The sequence below is a fragment of the Paramylibacter ulvae genome, assembly GCF_014652655.1.
In the GTDB taxonomy this organism is placed as follows: Bacteria; Pseudomonadota; Alphaproteobacteria; order Rhodobacterales; family Rhodobacteraceae; genus Amylibacter; species Amylibacter ulvae.
Window position 1 is genome coordinate 17,004 of the sequence record NZ_BMZF01000010.1, and the last position, 16,172, is coordinate 33,175.

Here is a 16,172-nt window from a genome sequence, read left to right on the forward strand (position 1 = left end):
TTTGCATCCTTTGTATGCTTTTTAGGGGCGCGAAATGGCAAAGTCCATTATGATCCAGGGGGCTGGTTCAAACGTTGGAAAATCAATGGTGGTTGCTGGCTTGTGTCGTGCGTATTCAAAGCGTGGATTAAAAGTTGCGCCGTTTAAACCCCAAAATATGTCAAACAATGCGGCCGTAACCAGTGATGGTGGCGAAATCGGGCGCGCACAGGCATTACAGGCGCTGGCTTGTGGCCTTGACGCCCATACGGATATGAATCCTGTTTTGTTAAAGCCTGAAACCGACATCGGTGCACAAGTGATCGTGCAGGGTCAGCGGCTTACCACGGCAAAGGCGCGTGAATACGGTGCTTTAAAACAAAAATTGATGCCGCGCGTACTAGAAAGCTTTGAACGTTTAAAAGCAAAAGCCGATATTGTGATTGTTGAAGGCGCGGGAAGCCCTGCAGAAATCAATTTGCGTGCGGGTGACATTGCAAATATGGGATTTGCGGGCGCGGCGAATGTGCCGGTTGTTTTGCTCGGCGATATAGATCGTGGCGGTGTGATCGCGCAAATGGTAGGCACACATGCGATTTTACCCAAGGATGACTTAGCCTTGATTAAAGGTTTCGCAATCAACAAATTTCGTGGTGATGTTTCATTGTTTGACGCTGGGCTGAACGAGATCGTTAGCCGCACAGGCTGGCAATCGCTGGGTGTTTTACCGTGGTTTGGCGATGCGCATAAATTACCAGCAGAAGATGCGAGCGATATTTCCAACACCATGGGGCAGGGCGCGTTTAAAATTGCTGTGCCACAGCTTTCTCGAATTGCAAATTTTGATGATTTGGATCCGTTGTCCGCTGAGCCCGATGTCGTGGTTGAAACTATCCCTGCTGGTCGTCCTCTTCCCAATGATGCTGATCTAATTTTGATCCCTGGAAGCAAATCAACAATTGGCGATTTGCAATTTTTCCGTGATCAAGGCTGGGATATTGATCTGGCCGCACATATTCGACGTGGTGGACGAGTGTTAGGCATTTGTGGCGGTTATCAAATGTTGGGGCGTGAAATTATCGACGATTCGGGGATCGAAGGTAACGCAGGGCGCTTTGCGGGCTTGGGGCATTTGGATATCACAACACATATGAAACCAGAGAAAAAGCTTTCACGTGTGATCGGGGCGGATTTGCAAACAGGCGTTTCGTTTGATGGGTATGAAATTCATATCGGTGATACCGACGGCCCTGATTGCAAAAATACGTGGTTGCAAGTTGGCGAAGACCGTGTGGGTGCAAGCAATGCCAATGGGCGCGTGCAAGGCTGTTACATTCACGGGCTGTTTAACAGTGATGCGTTTCGCACGGCGTTTTTAGCCCGTTTGGGCGTTGCGCAATCTGGGTTGAACTATGGCGCGGATGTTGATGCAACACTGGATAAACTGGCCGCGCATGTTGAACAGAATTTGGACCTTGATGCGATATCGGCGATTGCCGAATAACCAAATCTTCGGACTAAATTTCGTGATGTGATCGAAGCTTTGATACTTCGATGTGAATCAAAGATTTGATGTTTTCCGTTACCTTTGACCCAAACGAACCATGCAATTCTTGACGGACAAGCTGTTTTACCGATTGTTCAATTGCGATGGTCAAATTATCCATCTCCGCGTTTAACACATCTTCGGTTGTTGATTTGACCGCGCCTTCGATCATTTTTGGCGCTACTTTTTTGATCAGCTCCAAAATTTGCGCGGGCGCGTTTTGTGCAATCGCATTTTGAATTTTTTGTTCGCTGATTTCATCAAAAACCAAGCCAACACGCGCCCGTAATAGCGTGTCGATATAATCACTGATTTTATCTTCGGTTACATTTTGAATCACACGTTTCACCGCATCAGCGGCCAGTTCGTCTACCTCTGATTTGCCGAGTTTTAGCGGTTTTTGCTGAGGATTTGCCCCACGCATGCTGTGAAATGCATTTTGCAGCGTTTTGGCATTTTCACTTGGTACAAGCGCATCTGTTCCAAGCGCAAGTGTACCAATATTTTGGCGGCTGCTGGACGATTTTGCATTGTCAGTACCCGTTAACCCAACGCGCAGATCTTCGGCTTCGTGTTCATGTGCTGACACGTTGAACAGTGAATTATCGTTCGATTTTTGTTGTTGCGCGATCAGTTGAATTAATTTGGCGCGCGTATTCGCAGAATTTTTTAAATTATTACTAGACATAATGATTCCCCCACAGGAACTGCTAAAATACTGTTTTTAGGTGGGGAAATCAACTTGGATCAAGGTTAGGGATGATTTTAACGATTTTGAAGCTTGTCCAAAAGTTTCAATCGTTTTTCACCGAGTTTGCTTTTGCCATTTACACGCGTGTAATTTACATCAGGATTATATTGGTTAACCGCAAGTTTCAGATTGTCAGCCGTTAACAAACCCATTTCTGACAAAACTTGATATGCCGCAACGAATTCATTGCGGTTTGCTGCAATCAAATTGGATTGTGCGGTTAACAATTCTTGTTCTGCGTCCAATACATCCAGCGTGGTACGTGCGCCCAATTTTGCCTCTTCGCGCACACCTTCAAATGCGATGCGTGCCGAACGAATTTGGGATTGCACGGCCTTTTTGGCGGCAATTGACGTTTGCCAATTCACATAGGCGCTATTAACGTTTTGGCGTGTGGTCAGGCTTGCGAGTTGAACGTTTGCCTCTGCGTTTTGCAACGATGCTAGCGAAATACGACGATCACTATCCAAACGACCACCTTGGTAAATTGGCACGCTTGCGCCAATGGACGCGGTCAAGGATTCACTGTCACCCGTCGCACGATTGGAACGATCCACATCCGCACTGATTGATGCGCTTACGGTTGGGTGGCGGTTTAATTTTGCCTGTTCCAAATCATATTGCGCGGCCTTTACGGCAAACTGTGCCGCCAAAATACGCGGGTGGCCGTTGGTTGCAATTTGTTCCGCCGCACGCGCAGAGTTTGGCAGTTTTGGCGTTGAACTTGGTGTATGCAGCGAAGTTGGCGAAATCCCAACCGCGGAACGAAAGCTTTGTTGTGAATTGCGCAAATTACCCTTTGCCAATTCTAGATTGCTTACGGCGGATGCAAGGCGTGCCTGAGTTTGGCTCACATCTGTGCGGGTCACTTCGCCAACGTCAAAACGATCTTGTGCCGCGCGAACTTGTTCATTCAAAACGCGCACATTGTTTTGCGCCAAGCCAACGGCACGTTGATCGCGTTGTACATCAAAAAATGCCACAACAGCACCCAGCAATACGGTTTGTTCAACGTCAATCAGATTTTGACGCTGCGCCAACACTTGCATCCGAGCGGATTCGATACCAGCATTTGCACGCCCACCGTCATAGAGCATTTGCGATGCGGTGATGCCGACGTTTTTGCTGTTAGTTGTACCTTTGGTGGTGACTCTGCTGCCGTCCACCGCTGAATTGCTGTGGCCCCATGAGCGAGATGCGCCGACACTGACGTCGCCATCGAGCGTTGGTTTCCACAACGAGCGCGCTTGTGCCACACCTTCGTCCGCTTGGCGGAGCTGTGAGCGTGTGAGGGTGAGTTGATCGCTGTTGTTATACGCTTGCGCCAATATGCTCTGTAATGAAACGCCATCGGCTAGTGCCGCGATTGGTGATGCAAGGGTTAATCCGGTCGCCAGCAATATGGCTTTCATGGTTGTTTTCACTGTGTTGTCTCCTGTGGACAATTTGCGCACTGAGGAAGGTTACGCAAATGTGAATGTTTCTTCTGTCTGAAAACCTTCGAGCATTGGTGCCGTGGCATCAAATGCATCGCGCCAATCGATTTTCCCATGTGATTTATATCCAATACGGCACACGCCATATTTTCCGTCGGAAAAAATTGCAACGATACGTCCGGTGTCGTTCAATTGCTCGATCAGGCTGTCAGGAATTGTTGAAACACTGCCTTGTAACATGATCACATCATAGGGGCCGTGTTTTTTAGCACCTGCGGATAAATTACCCAACAACGTGATTGCGTTATCCGTTGATGACTGCGTTAAATTTTCAGACGCTGCATTGACCAAATCTTGGTCATTATCGATGCCAACAACGGCCTCGGACAAATGCGCCAAAATCGCGGTGGAATACCCCATGCCGCATCCGATATCCAATACCATTTCAGTGGGTTGGATGTTTGCGGCGTCCAACATTTTGGCGAATGTACGTGCATCCAACAGTGCGCGCGTATCAGACAGTGCAATATGTTCACCAGCATAGGCCACGGCCTTTTTGGTGCTGGGTACAAAATTTTCGCGCTCTATTTTTAGCAATGCATCGATGATGGGGAATTTTGTTACGTCTGATGGGCGTACTTGGCAATCCACCATTGCTGTGCGGGCTTTTGCAAAATCGGTCATTTATCAGCCTTTTGAATGTTTTGCATGAATCTTTGATTGCTTTTGTCACAGTTCGCAAGGCTGGGCAACTCGTGCATGATCAGATTTTTGTAACAACTTTCGGTGAAATTGCTTGCTCGGTGTCGATTATCGTATTGGAACTGACCGATGAATGTAATTTTTCACATGGGAAAGCGCCAAAGGTTCGTTTGGATCGCAGCAAGAAAAACTTGGAAATTCCGAGCCTGTCACCCTTGGGCGGGGCAAGTGGATCGCAATGAAACCGATCGCGCCAATCAACGGGCAGGGTCAGACCGCATTCTTCGGCCTTTTCCAACATCCAGACCAACGGAATATTGGACAAAGGGCGAGCATCGGGGAATTTCCAAACATGTCCCCCGATGTCAGAATGTGCACCGCGAAACCAGACTTGTTCCAAATGGCCATTCCAGCCAAATTCAACATCCCACAAGACAGGGGCATAGGCATTGCGTGTTTCATCAAGTGCAAGCGCATGAAACCCGTTTTTCACACCGCCACCGATTTTATCGTTGTGAAACTCCGTGGCCATGGGCGCAAGGCGTGACAATAACGGATATGACAGGCCAAGCGCCTTGACCGTGTCCCAAACCCCAATCATTTCGATCGGAATATCGCGATTGGTATAGGCATTGACAAAATGGCGCAACGTTACACCGCTGGATTTGCATTCGTATAATCGAAACGCCTGCGTCACGCGCCGTTCAATCGCATGTTTGCGCCGCAACAAACCAAGCTGTGCAATCATACCCGCCAATGATCGCACGGCATATGCACCGCGGCTAAACCCAAATAAATAAATCTTATCACCCGCGCGATATTGCGAGGATAGGCGGGCATAGGCCTGTCGTATCGTTGCATTGATCCCGATACCCGATGCAATGGTGATCCAATTCCATAACCCATGCCCCTGAACACCTGGATGATACCACAATGTTTCTTCACGTGCGTTTGGCGTTTCTTCTAGTAAACGATATAAAATTCCAGCGTTGGTTTCATGTCCGCTGTCAAGTTTGCTCTGCGTGCCATCAATAATTATGATGTGATTTCGGGGGCGTCTTTTGTTCATGGTTGGGATGATGATCGGTTTTCCCAGAAACGCAAGAAAACTGTGCAAAACTGTTTGTGATTTACGCCAACACCACGGATTCCATTGCGCCGTACCCGTTAAATTGGGTGGCGATGGATTGGACATAAGCGCCCATGCCCTTGAACAATATATAGTCGCCCTCTGATACGGTGTCGGGCAATGACAAGCATTCTGGCAATCGATCAATGGAATCACAGGTTGGGCCGAAAATGGTGAAATCGCGATATGTGCCACCACGAACGGTACCTTTGGCGGTGAACAGCGAATATCGTTCGCAATTCCCTATATCGCGAAATTCAGTTAATCCGCCATAAACGCCATCATTTAAAAACAACACATCGCGATCGCGTGCTTTGACACGTGTGACCAAGGTAAATGCCTCTGCCACCATCGCGCGGCCGGGTTCACAAACCAGTTTTGGCGCCCTGTCACCAAAACTATCTTTGCAAGATTGCGCGATACAGTCAAAAATTGGCGTCAATTCTGGTTTTATCGCACCGCGAAATGATGGAAAGCCCCCGCCAACGTTCAACCGTTCCAATTTCACATCTGTCGTTCGTGCAATATCGGCGCAGGTTGAAATGTACTGTGCCCAAGTTTGCGCATCCTCGCATTGTGTTCCTGGATGAAATGTCATCGACGTTTGAAAGCCCGCATCGCGTGCTTGGTTTAACAGCGAAATGCACTCTGGCGGGGTTGCGCCAAATTTATCGCCAAAATCATACGCAGCCCCTTTGGCGGGCAGCTTTAGGCGCACAGAAATTTCGCATCCTTTGGGTGCTAGCTTTACCAGCTTGACCATTTCTCCGTATCGATCCAGCGAAAATGAACGAATGCCGTTGTTCAGTGCATATTGAATTTCAGACACGGATCGCACGGGATTGTTGTAATGCATGGTCAAGTTGTCACCATGGCTGCGCACCATTTTCATCTCGGACGGGGATGCCACATCAAAACTGGTGACGCCCGCATTCACCAAATGGCTTAGCACCATTTGATCTGGGTTTGCCTTAACCGCATATGTAACCAACCCATCAAAGCCATTCAAAAACTGTTTGGCTGTCTGCGCCAGCGTATCTGCGTGGAAAAATATCACTGGACGATCTGGTTGCCGTTGTTCCAGATAATCCAATGGGTGCTGCCAGTTGGTTCGTTGAAATGTCATCTGTTCGCCTGTTTTTTCCCATTTTGCGGCGATTTGCTGTCAGATTGGAACGTTATTTTGTTGAAATGACTCATTTCTTTGGGCAATTTGACGAAAAATGGGACGAAAAGTGATGGATAAACTTGATAAACGACTTCTTTCGGAATTGCGCACCAATGCGCGGATACCGATTTCTAGCCTTGCGGCAACGCTGGGTGTGGCACGCACAACCATTCAGGCGCGTATTCAGCGCCTTGAACAAAACGGCACGATTGCTGGATACAGCTTGCGTTTGGGTGATGCATTTGCCGCGGGGCAAATCCGTGCGACTGTCTTGTTACAGGTTGATCCCAAAGCTGGGGCAAATCTGTTTTCGCGGCTGAAATCGATTTCTGCCGTGCAAGAGGCGCATACAGCATCGGGCCGATTTGATGTGATCTTGCAAGTGGTCGCGCAAACCACCGCCGAATTGGATGCCGTTCTGGATCATATTGGCGAAATGACAGGGGTTTTATCGTCCGAAAGCTTGATACAGCTTCGCTCCAAAATCAAACGCAGCGCGTGATTGGGTGACGGGGCTTTCCCTTCACGATTTGCACGTGTAAAAGCGCCATGAAATAAGACGTATAAGGCATGTGAAAATGGCGATGGAAAAGAATTTTGATGCAGCTTCTGCCGAGGCCGCAATTTACAAATCATGGGAAGACGCAGGCGCATTTAAAGCGGGTGCAAATGCACGCGAGGGTGCCGAAACCTTTACCATTATGATCCCACCGCCAAATGTGACCGGTGTTTTGCATATGGGCCATGCGTTTAACAACACGCTACAGGATATCCTGATCCGTTGGAAACGCATGCAAGGATACGACACGCTCTGGCAACCTGGCACCGATCATGCGGGGATCGCCACACAAATGGTTGTTGAACGCCAATTGGGTGAACAGGGCATCAAACGCACCGATATGAGCCGCGAAGATTTCCTTGCCAAAATTTGGGAATGGAAAGAACAATCAGGTGGGACAATCATTAATCAGCTGAAACGTCTTGGCGCTTCATGCGATTTTTCACGCACCGCATTTACCATGGCGGGTGCGCAGGGCGACACGCGTATTGGGCACGAAAATTCCCCAAATTTCCATGATGCCGTGATCAAGGTTTTTGTTGAAATGTATAACAAAGGCTTGATTTACCGCGGCAAACGTCTCGTTAACTGGGACCCGCATTTCGAAACCGCGATTTCCGACCTAGAGGTCGAAAATATCGAGGTCGACGGCCATATGTGGCATTTCAAATATCCGCTCGCCGATGGTGTGACATATACCTATCGTGAAAAGGACGAAGACGGAAACGTCACACTAGAAGAAGAGCGCGATTACATTTCCATCGCCACCACGCGCCCCGAAACCATGCTGGGTGACGGCGCGGTTGCGGTGCACCCTGATGATGAACGCTATGCGCCCATCGTGGGCAAGCTGTGCGAAATTCCAGTGGGGCCCAAGGAACACCGCCGCCTGATCCCGATCATCACCGATGAATATCCCGATATGAATTTCGGGTCAGGTGCTGTGAAAATCACCGGTGCGCATGATTTCAACGACTACCAAGTCGCCAAACGCGGCGGTATCCCAATGTATCGCTTGATGGATACCAAGGGTGCGATGCGTGCCGACGGAAGAGGATATACTCACGAAGCTAATCTTGCTGGTGAAATTGCTCAAGATCCGGAGAGTATTTTGAATATTCTTCAATCGGTTGGGCGCATTGTTCAAGATCCAGAAGACCCTGATCGAGCAATCCAAGGTGCGATTGATGAAATTAACCTGATCCCCAACGATCTGCGCGGCCTTGATCGTTTCGAAGCGCGCAAAAAAGTGGTGGAACAGATCACATCCGAAGGTCTAGCCGTGATGCACGACGTCACACGCAAGGTTAAAGGCGACGACGGCGTTGAATCTGAAATCACAGAAACCGTTCCGATGGTCGAAAACAAACCAATCATGCAGCCATTTGGTGATCGATCAAAGGTCGTGATCGAACCGATGCTGACCGATCAATGGTTTGTTGAAACGGATAAAATCGTTGGCCCAGCACTAGATGCCGTGCGGGATGGCACGGTTAAAATAATGCCTGAAAGCGGTGAAAAGGTTTATTATCATTGGCTGGAAAATATCGAACCTTGGTGCATTTCGCGCCAATTGTGGTGGGGACATCAGATCCCAGTTTGGTACACTATACGAAGATTTGATGAGGGAGAAAGCAAAGGTTGGGGCTCGTTTCATGAACGTGAAGTGTTTGTAGCTGGAAGTCAAAATGAAGTTGAGCTTTGCGCAGAAAAATTTCTTGGAACACAGGTTCGTTTTGTAAATATTTCGAACGAATTAGAATGGGACAGAGAAATACAAAAGTCGATTAATGAAGAAATAGAAACAGGTGTTTGGCGAGAGCCAATTTGGCGCGACCCCGACGTGCTTGACACATGGTTCTCCTCTGGCCTCTGGCCAATCGGCACACTTGGTTGGCCCGAAGACACACCAGAAATGCAGAAATATTTCCCAACCAGCACACTGGTTACAGGGCAAGATATCTTATTCTTCTGGGTTGCCCGTATGATGATGATGCAGCTTGCCGTCGTGGATCAGGTGCCATTCGACACCGTTTATCTGCATGGTCTTGTGCGCGATGCCAAGGGCAAGAAAATGTCCAAATCAACGGGCAACGTGATGGACCCGCTTGATATCATCGACGAATACGGCGCGGACGCCCTGCGTTTTTCAAGTGCCGCCATGGCCGCCCTTGGTGGGGTGCTCAAACTCGACATGAAACGTATCGAAGGCTATCGCAATTTTGGTACCAAGCTGTGGAACGCCGCGCGATTTGCCGAATTTAACGAATGTAAACCAGTTGCGGATTTCGACCCAAAATCTGTCGATCAAACGCTCAATAAATGGATTATTGGCGAAACTGCTACGGTGCTTGAATCCGTGAATAACAGCCTCGAACAATACCGTTTCAACGACGCCGCAAATGCGCTTTATGCCTTTGTCTGGGGCAAAGTTTGCGATTGGTATGTGGAGTTGTCCAAACCGTTGTTCCAAGGCGATGATGCGGCGGTAAAGGCCGAAACGCAGGCGACAATGGCATGGGTTTTGGATCAATGTTTGATCCTGTTGCATCCCATAATGCCCTATATCACAGAACAGCTTTGGGGTGATATCGCGCCGCGGGACAACCTGTTGGTTCACCAAGATTGGCCAACATACACCGTCGCTGATTTTGTTGACACCAAAGCCGCCACCGAAATGAACTGGGTGATCGGATTGATCGAACAGGTGCGTTCGGTACGTGCAGAAATGCGTGTGAATGCGGGCGCAAAAATCGCGATGATCAATCTCGGGCTTGATGCAAATGCGCAAAAGGCGTTGGATACAAATTTGACCATGATCAAGCGCCTTGCGCGGATCGAACAAGTTTCCACCGCCGATGAAGCACCCAAAGGCGCGATTACGTTACCCGTTGATGGCGGATCGTTTTGCTTACCTCTGGCCGATATTATCGATGTCGCAGCGGAAAAGGCGCGCTTGTCGAAATCCATCGAAAAGCTTGAAAAAGAGTTGAACGGAATTAAGGGCAAATTGTCGAATGAAAAATTTACCGCCAACGCACCCGAAGCAGTGGTCGCCGAAAATCGCGCCCGTGTGGAAACAGGCGGGGAAGAACTCGCAACGCTAAAAGCGGCATATGAGCGGGTAGAGTCGCTCAGCTAACTACTCCAAATGTTCTAAATATCCTCGCCGAAGGCGGCTGAACCAACGTCTGAATGCCTTCGGCGAGGATGTATTAAACATTTGGAAACGAATTTGTTTCAAATTGTAACTACGGAACAGGCGGGGACGCCGATGACCGTACATTTGGAGACGGCCTTGGGGAATCCTCGGGGCCGTTTTTTCGATTAGTGCGCGGCGACAAGTCGGCCAGATTGCGCATCATAACACAGGGTTAACACCGGCTCTCCGTTTTCGATTGGAGCGGCATAATACATGCCGAATTTCGTAAGATTTATTGTACGATAGCGAGATACTAGGGCAGTGTTTGATACGAATTCATCAGATTTGATCGGTTTCATGTCATAGATCCTTTGGCAGCAGTTACCAGATTGTGCGAATCGATCTGGTTGCAATGCAATATGTAGCAGCTCTATGTGAATTCTTTGTAACTACGGCACCAAACGTTCCACGGCACGCATTGCGCCAACTGTTTTGTCAAAATAGAGTGTAAGGATACGACGCCCACCCGTGCTGGCGGCGATCTTGGGCAAAAAACGTGCACCGACGGCTGCGCCACCCGTTGCCAACACACCGCGACGGGTCATTTTAACGGTTGGTTTCGAATTTGACATCTTTATCCCCCATTTAGTAATTGCGCCAAGTTTACATATGATGTGAAGTCGAAATTACAAGTTTGAACACCATTACACGGGACTGTCTCAATGAATAAAACTCCAGCGGGACCAAGGTTCACTAAACTGACTAAGTCGCTTGCGGCGAGCGTTCCTTTTGTGGGGCCTGAAACACAAGAGCGGCTTCGAGGACGCGCATTCGATGCGCGATTAGGGGCAAACGAGAGCGTTTTTGGCCCATCAGCAAAGGTTCTTGGCGCTATTGCTGATGCATCACAGCATATGTGGAAATATTCTGATCCGGAAAGTGCGGATTTGCGTGACGCGCTTGGCGTGCACCACGGTGTTGCACCAGAAAACATCGTCATTGGCGAAGGTATCGATGGTCTGCTTGGATATTTGGTGCGTTTACTGGTGGAAGCGGGGGATACGGTTGTGACATCGCTTGGCGCGTACCCGACGTTTAATTATCATGTCACAGGGTATGGTGGCGAATTGATCACTGTTCCATACCGTGGAGACTTTGAAGATCCTGATGCGTTGATTGCGATGGCGAATAAGGCCCAGCCAAAGCTAATTTATTTTGCAAACCCTGACAATCCGATGGGAACTGTGCATTCTTTAAATGCCGTGCAGAAAATGATCGATGAAGTTCCTGATGGCAGCCTGCTGATTTTAGACGAAGCTTATATTGAATGTGCACCGGACGGCAGCAGCCCAGCATTCGACACGGATAATCCAAATGTCATCCGCATGCGTACATTTTCCAAGGCTTATGGCATGGCGGGTGCGCGGGTTGGATATGCAATTGGTCATGTTGATCTCATTCGTGCATTTGACAAGGTTCGTAACCATTTTGGCATTCCAAAGATTTCACAAATGGCGGCTTTGGCTGCCTTGAACGATCAACAATATTTGTCGCAAGTTATTGCGCAAATTAATGATGCAAAACGAAAAATTACCGAGATTGGTGCGGCGAATGGTTTGACAGCGCTCACGTCTGCAACCAATTTTGTCACCTTGGATTGTGGGGCTGATGGCGATTACGCACGGCGCGTTGTTGGAGCACTTGGCGAATTGGGCGTGTTTGTGCGTATGCCATTTGTGCCACCACATGATCGCTGTATCCGTGTTTCGGCAGGAACAGCTGATGATTTAGCGTTGTTTGCAAAAGTGTTGCCGCAGGCGTTGGAAATGGCGCGGGTCTAACCGAAATTGTGACTAGCAATAACGGCACTTGCCGCAGAAAGTGCATCATCGCCATGCGGGATTTTGTTGCGTTTCAATGCAAAATCAATGGCGCCCAGCGTACCCATGACCATGTGCACATTCAAATGCCCCATATGCCCAATACGAAAATATTGGGCATATTCAGGTGTGTTGGGTTGCGCCATGCCAAGACCGATGCCAAGGGTCACACCCGCAAGATGTTCACAATCATGGCGCAATATGCCGCCAACGTCGGGGGTGGTTTGAATGGATGACACTGCCAACGATCGTTTTGATCGGTTCTCAATGTTGTGCCACATGGTTCCTGTGTCACCCCAACGCTCAATCGCCGACCAAATTGCATTTGCAAATGTTTCGTGGCGTGCCCAGACATTTTCGATGCCTTCTTCATGCACTATCATATCCAAGGCTTCGCGAAGCGCATACAAATGATGTGTTGGGGCCGTTCCGCCAAAGTGCTGGTAATACACATCGGGTTTTGCGCGTGTCGTCCAATCCCAATATAAACTAGGGCTGACGTTTTTATGTGCCTCTTGCGCTTTTTCGTTGAAAAAGACGAATGCCAAACCCGCTGGTGTCATCAAACCTTTTTGACAGGCCGAGACCATCACATCGACGCCCCATTGATCCATTTCATGTGGTTCACACCCCAAGCTGGCAATGCAATCGACCATGAAAAGAGCGGGATGATTGGCGTCGTCAATTGCCTTGCGCAGGGCAGGAATATCATTTTGAACCGAACTCGCCGTATCTGTTTGAACCGTTAACACGGCACGAATGTCGTGTGATTTATCGGCCAATAGGCGTTCACACACCTGCAAAGGGTCGGCATCGGCATGCATGCCAAAATTCATTAATTCCACATCAATTCCAAGGCTTTTGCCCATATCGCCCCAGCCAGGCCCAAACCGACCTGTGCCAAGAACCAGCACCTTGTCGCCAGCATTCAATGTGTTGTTTATCGACGCTTCCCAAGCGGCATGGCCGTTGCCAATATAAATCGCAACATTACCAGTTGTGCGCGCAACCTGTTTCAAATCTGGCAATATGGTTGCCGTCATATCAATCATTTCGCCTTCATATATATTGGGCGATGCACGGTGCATGGCGCGAATAACACGCTCTGGCATTACCGATGGACCTGGAATTGCGAGGATGGTGCGACCGTGGTGTAGTGACATGAATTCAACCTAATGTTTTTTCTTTTGTTAGGCTTCACAACAGCTTGCGTCAAACACTTGTTGCAAATGGACTGTTGGACAGTGCGATTTGGCGTGATATGACAAAACGAATTGACTGGGGAAAAGGCTGTATGTCCACAAAAACGACGGATCAAATTAGTGTTCGCGCGGCATATGGGCGGATGTGGCGCGATTGGTTGCGCCCACACGCGGGTGTTTTGGCTGGCACGCTTATCTTGATGATTATCGTGGCTGGCGCGGCCGCAGGATATGCCAAATTCATGCAAATGGTGATGTCTGCGTTTGAGCATGGTGCACAAGATGTGATTTATTGGGGCCCGATCGGGATTATCGTTTTGACCGCGTCAAAAGGGCTGTGCCGATACGGTTATCAGATCATTCAAAACAAAGTGCTGACCCGTGTTCAGGCCGATATGCAAGCAAAGATGTTTGATAGTTTGGTTTATATGGATCTATCGAATCTGTTGGCGGAATCGCCCGCGGCATTGGCATCGCGTTTTTCCGCAGATATCGAATTGGTTCGCACCGCGACAACAGAAGTGTTTGGTTCAGTTACCGCGATTTTAACTGTGATTGCTACCTTTGCGGTGATGTTATCGATCGATTGGGCAATGACGCTCGGACTTATCGTGATTTTCGCGTTGGCGTTTGGTCCTGTGGGAATTGCGGGATCACGGGTGCGTAAAATTTCGTCTGATACCCAAGAGGAAATCGCGGCGATGACTGGCGCAGTGAACGAAGGCCTGTCAGGTATCCGCATGGTGCGCACCTATCGTTTGGAAGAACGGTTAAAGGATGGCGCAAACCAAGTGTTTGAACGCCTATACAAACTGCGTGTCGATTTGATGAAATGGCAGGCAAGCGTTTCACCCCTAATGGAAATCTTGGGTGGTTTGGCCATCGCGATGCTGTTATTTTTGGTTGCACTTCGGATGCGTTCTGGTGCGATTGATTTGGCCGGGTTTATTGGGCTGTTGACTGCACTTGGCGTGGCCACAAATCCAGCGCGTAAATTGGGCAAGGCTTATGCCACTGGATTACAGGGGATGGGTGCGTTGGATCGTGTGTTTGCACTGTTCGATACGCCCCAAATCATCGCTGACGGTACGTTTGAATATGCTGATGGCACTCGTGCCAATGGCAGTATTTCATTCGAAAATGTGAATTTTAAATACCCCGATGGATATCATGCGTTGCACGATATGAATTTGGAAATTGGGGCAGGTAAAACCTATGCCTTTGTTGGGCGTTCTGGTGCTGGCAAATCTACCGTGTTTAACCTGTTGCCGCGTTTGTTTGATGCCACGGGTGGCGTGATCAAAATTGATGGCCGTGCGATCGATGAATTTAAACTGTCTGCACTACGCGATCAGATTTCGGTGGTCAGCCAAGACAGCGTGCTGTTGTCAGCGACCGTGCTGGACAACATTTCATTTGGCCGTACCGATGCCAGCCAAGTTGATTGTATTAAGGCGGCCAAGGCCGCAGCCGCGCACAGCTTTATCAACAAATTGCCCGATGGTTACAATACAATGATCGATCCATCAAAGGCTGCGTTTTCAGGTGGGGAAAAACAACGCCTGTCAATTGCACGCGCGATTTTGCGCGATGCACCGATATTGTTGCTCGATGAGCCAACATCTGCACTGGACGCGGAATCAGAAGCATCCATTCGCAAGGCGCTGGATGAATTATCAAGGGGGCGCACAACCTTGGTCATTGCGCATCGCTTGTCCACCATTTTGGATGCGGATCAAATCGTGGTGATGGATCAGGGGCGTATTGTGGATCAAGGCAGCCATGATGAATTGCTGGAACGTGGCGGTATTTATGCCGATCTGTTCAATCTGCAATTCGATACCACACCAATTCATGGCACAGAACGCAACACACGTTCATTCGCTGGGCGTGGCGCGCAAAAGCTGATGAAATCCCCGCTTGGGCGATTGGTGCGATTTATGGGAATTAACGGTGATACCGATGGCTAAGCAGTTTGGGGTCACGCCCCAAATAGTATAGTACCAGTGTGCCAATGTTTTTGGTGCCGCGGCGAAACCAGCCATCGTTGACAAACCGATCCGCATTTGTGGTTGCAGTGAATTTTAACGCCGTTTTCTGACGGCCAATTTTGTTGGACATTGCGACATCTTCCATCAACGGGATATCGCGAAAACCGCCTGTTGATCGATACATCGCCTTTGAAATCAACAGTGTTTGATCACCATATGGCAACCCAAACAATCGTGATCGTATGTTTGCCCAACCTGCCACGAACGATGCGCCAAATCCGCTTGCATCGAATTGCAACTTGCCAAATCCTGCTTTGCTGTTGGTTTGGACGTGTTGCAAAACGACATCGGCCCAACCGGTTGATAATCGCGTGTCTGAATGGACGAAAAACAACCATTCGCCGCGTGCTGCATTTGCACCCGCGGCCATCTGTGTTCCACGCCCCTTGGGGCATGAAATGATATTCACGCCCAACTCATCGCCAATTTTAATGGTGTCATCGCTGGAACCGCCATCGGCAAAGATAACTTCGCAGACCAATCCAGCGCTCATGCCTTCAAATAAACCGGCCATCATCGGGCCCAGCGTGTTGGCGCTGTTCAAGGTTGGAATAATGATGGACACTGGTGCGGGCATGGGTCATAGATTTTTACTGTTCCATGGCTTCATATCGGATATGAAGAAAA

14 protein-coding genes are annotated in these 16,172 nt (G+C 49.0%); 5 read left to right on the plus strand and 9 right to left on the minus strand.

The window, feature by feature from the left end:
• Positions 1 to 34: 34 nt before the first annotated feature.
• Positions 35 to 1,483 carry a cobyric acid synthase gene (locus tag IE094_RS13795; protein WP_189641295.1) on the plus strand — a complete coding sequence of 483 codons (1,449 nt, stop codon included), beginning with the start codon at positions 35 to 37 and terminating at the stop codon, positions 1,481 to 1,483.
• A 13-nt stretch (positions 1,484 to 1,496) separates the two neighbouring features.
• Here the strand turns inward: IE094_RS13795 and IE094_RS13800 are convergent, their stop codons facing one another.
• The 5 genes from IE094_RS13800 to IE094_RS13820 form a co-directional block, all read right to left on the minus strand.
• Positions 1,497 to 2,213, minus strand: coding sequence for a hypothetical protein (locus IE094_RS13800; protein WP_189641296.1), 717 nt, complete (start codon positions 2,211 to 2,213; stop codon positions 1,497 to 1,499).
• Between the two features lie 77 nt (positions 2,214 to 2,290).
• A complete protein-coding gene (locus IE094_RS13805) occupies positions 2,291 to 3,700 on the minus strand; it encodes a TolC family outer membrane protein (protein WP_189641297.1) in 1,410 nt (469 codons plus the stop codon).
• 39 nt (positions 3,701 to 3,739) lie between these two features.
• Positions 3,740 to 4,396: a protein-L-isoaspartate O-methyltransferase family protein gene (locus IE094_RS13810; RefSeq protein ID WP_189641298.1), complete on the minus strand. Its 657-nt coding sequence runs from the start codon at positions 4,394 to 4,396 to the stop codon at positions 3,740 to 3,742.
• Positions 4,397 to 4,475: 79 nt separating this feature from the next.
• A complete protein-coding gene (locus IE094_RS13815) occupies positions 4,476 to 5,609 on the minus strand; it encodes a T6SS phospholipase effector Tle1-like catalytic domain-containing protein (protein ID WP_229802360.1) in 1,134 nt (377 codons plus the stop codon).
• Positions 5,545 to 6,669: a type III PLP-dependent enzyme gene (locus tag IE094_RS13820; RefSeq protein WP_189641299.1), complete on the minus strand. Its 1,125-nt coding sequence runs from the start codon at positions 6,667 to 6,669 to the stop codon at positions 5,545 to 5,547. The genes IE094_RS13815 and IE094_RS13820 overlap by 65 nt, the downstream gene beginning before the upstream one ends.
• 112 nt (positions 6,670 to 6,781) lie before the next feature.
• Between IE094_RS13820 and IE094_RS13825 the strand changes: the two genes are divergently transcribed.
• A complete protein-coding gene (locus IE094_RS13825) occupies positions 6,782 to 7,213 on the plus strand; it encodes an Lrp/AsnC family transcriptional regulator (protein WP_189641365.1) in 432 nt (143 codons plus the stop codon).
• A gap of 76 nt (positions 7,214 to 7,289) precedes the next feature.
• Positions 7,290 to 10,412: a valine--tRNA ligase gene (locus IE094_RS13830; RefSeq protein WP_189641300.1), complete on the plus strand. Its 3,123-nt coding sequence runs from the start codon at positions 7,290 to 7,292 to the stop codon at positions 10,410 to 10,412.
• A gap of 185 nt (positions 10,413 to 10,597) precedes the next feature.
• Here IE094_RS13830 and IE094_RS13835 read toward each other — a convergent pair whose 3' ends face one another.
• On the minus strand, positions 10,598 to 10,771 hold the full coding sequence (locus tag IE094_RS13835; RefSeq protein WP_189641301.1) for a hypothetical protein: 174 nt from the start codon (positions 10,769 to 10,771) through the stop codon (positions 10,598 to 10,600).
• A gap of 90 nt (positions 10,772 to 10,861) precedes the next feature.
• Positions 10,862 to 11,044: a Tat pathway signal protein gene (locus IE094_RS13840; protein ID WP_189641302.1), complete on the minus strand. Its 183-nt coding sequence runs from the start codon at positions 11,042 to 11,044 to the stop codon at positions 10,862 to 10,864.
• 90 nt (positions 11,045 to 11,134) lie between these two features.
• Here IE094_RS13840 and IE094_RS13845 point away from each other — a divergent pair, with 90 nt between their 5' ends.
• The gene (locus IE094_RS13845) at positions 11,135 to 12,253 is read left to right on the plus strand and encodes a pyridoxal phosphate-dependent aminotransferase (RefSeq protein WP_189641303.1); all 1,119 of its coding nucleotides are present in this window, start codon (positions 11,135 to 11,137) and stop codon (positions 12,251 to 12,253) included.
• On the opposite strand, the gene IE094_RS13850 is transcribed toward IE094_RS13845, so the two are convergent.
• Positions 12,250 to 13,455: a pyridoxal-phosphate-dependent aminotransferase family protein gene (locus tag IE094_RS13850; RefSeq protein WP_189641304.1), complete on the minus strand. Its 1,206-nt coding sequence runs from the start codon at positions 13,453 to 13,455 to the stop codon at positions 12,250 to 12,252. The two genes, IE094_RS13845 and IE094_RS13850, sit on opposite strands and share 4 nt — an antisense overlap.
• 98 nt (positions 13,456 to 13,553) lie before the next feature.
• On the opposite strand from IE094_RS13850, the gene IE094_RS13855 reads away from it, so the two are divergent.
• Positions 13,554 to 15,464, plus strand: a complete 1,911-nt coding sequence (locus tag IE094_RS13855) for an ABC transporter ATP-binding protein (RefSeq protein ID WP_229802361.1) — start codon at positions 13,554 to 13,556, stop codon at positions 15,462 to 15,464.
• On the opposite strand, the gene IE094_RS13860 is transcribed toward IE094_RS13855, so the two are convergent.
• Positions 15,442 to 16,122, minus strand: a complete 681-nt coding sequence (locus IE094_RS13860; RefSeq protein WP_189641305.1) for a TIGR04283 family arsenosugar biosynthesis glycosyltransferase — start codon at positions 16,120 to 16,122, stop codon at positions 15,442 to 15,444. The genes IE094_RS13855 and IE094_RS13860 overlap by 23 nt on opposite strands.
• Positions 16,123 to 16,172: the final 50 nt, after the last annotated feature.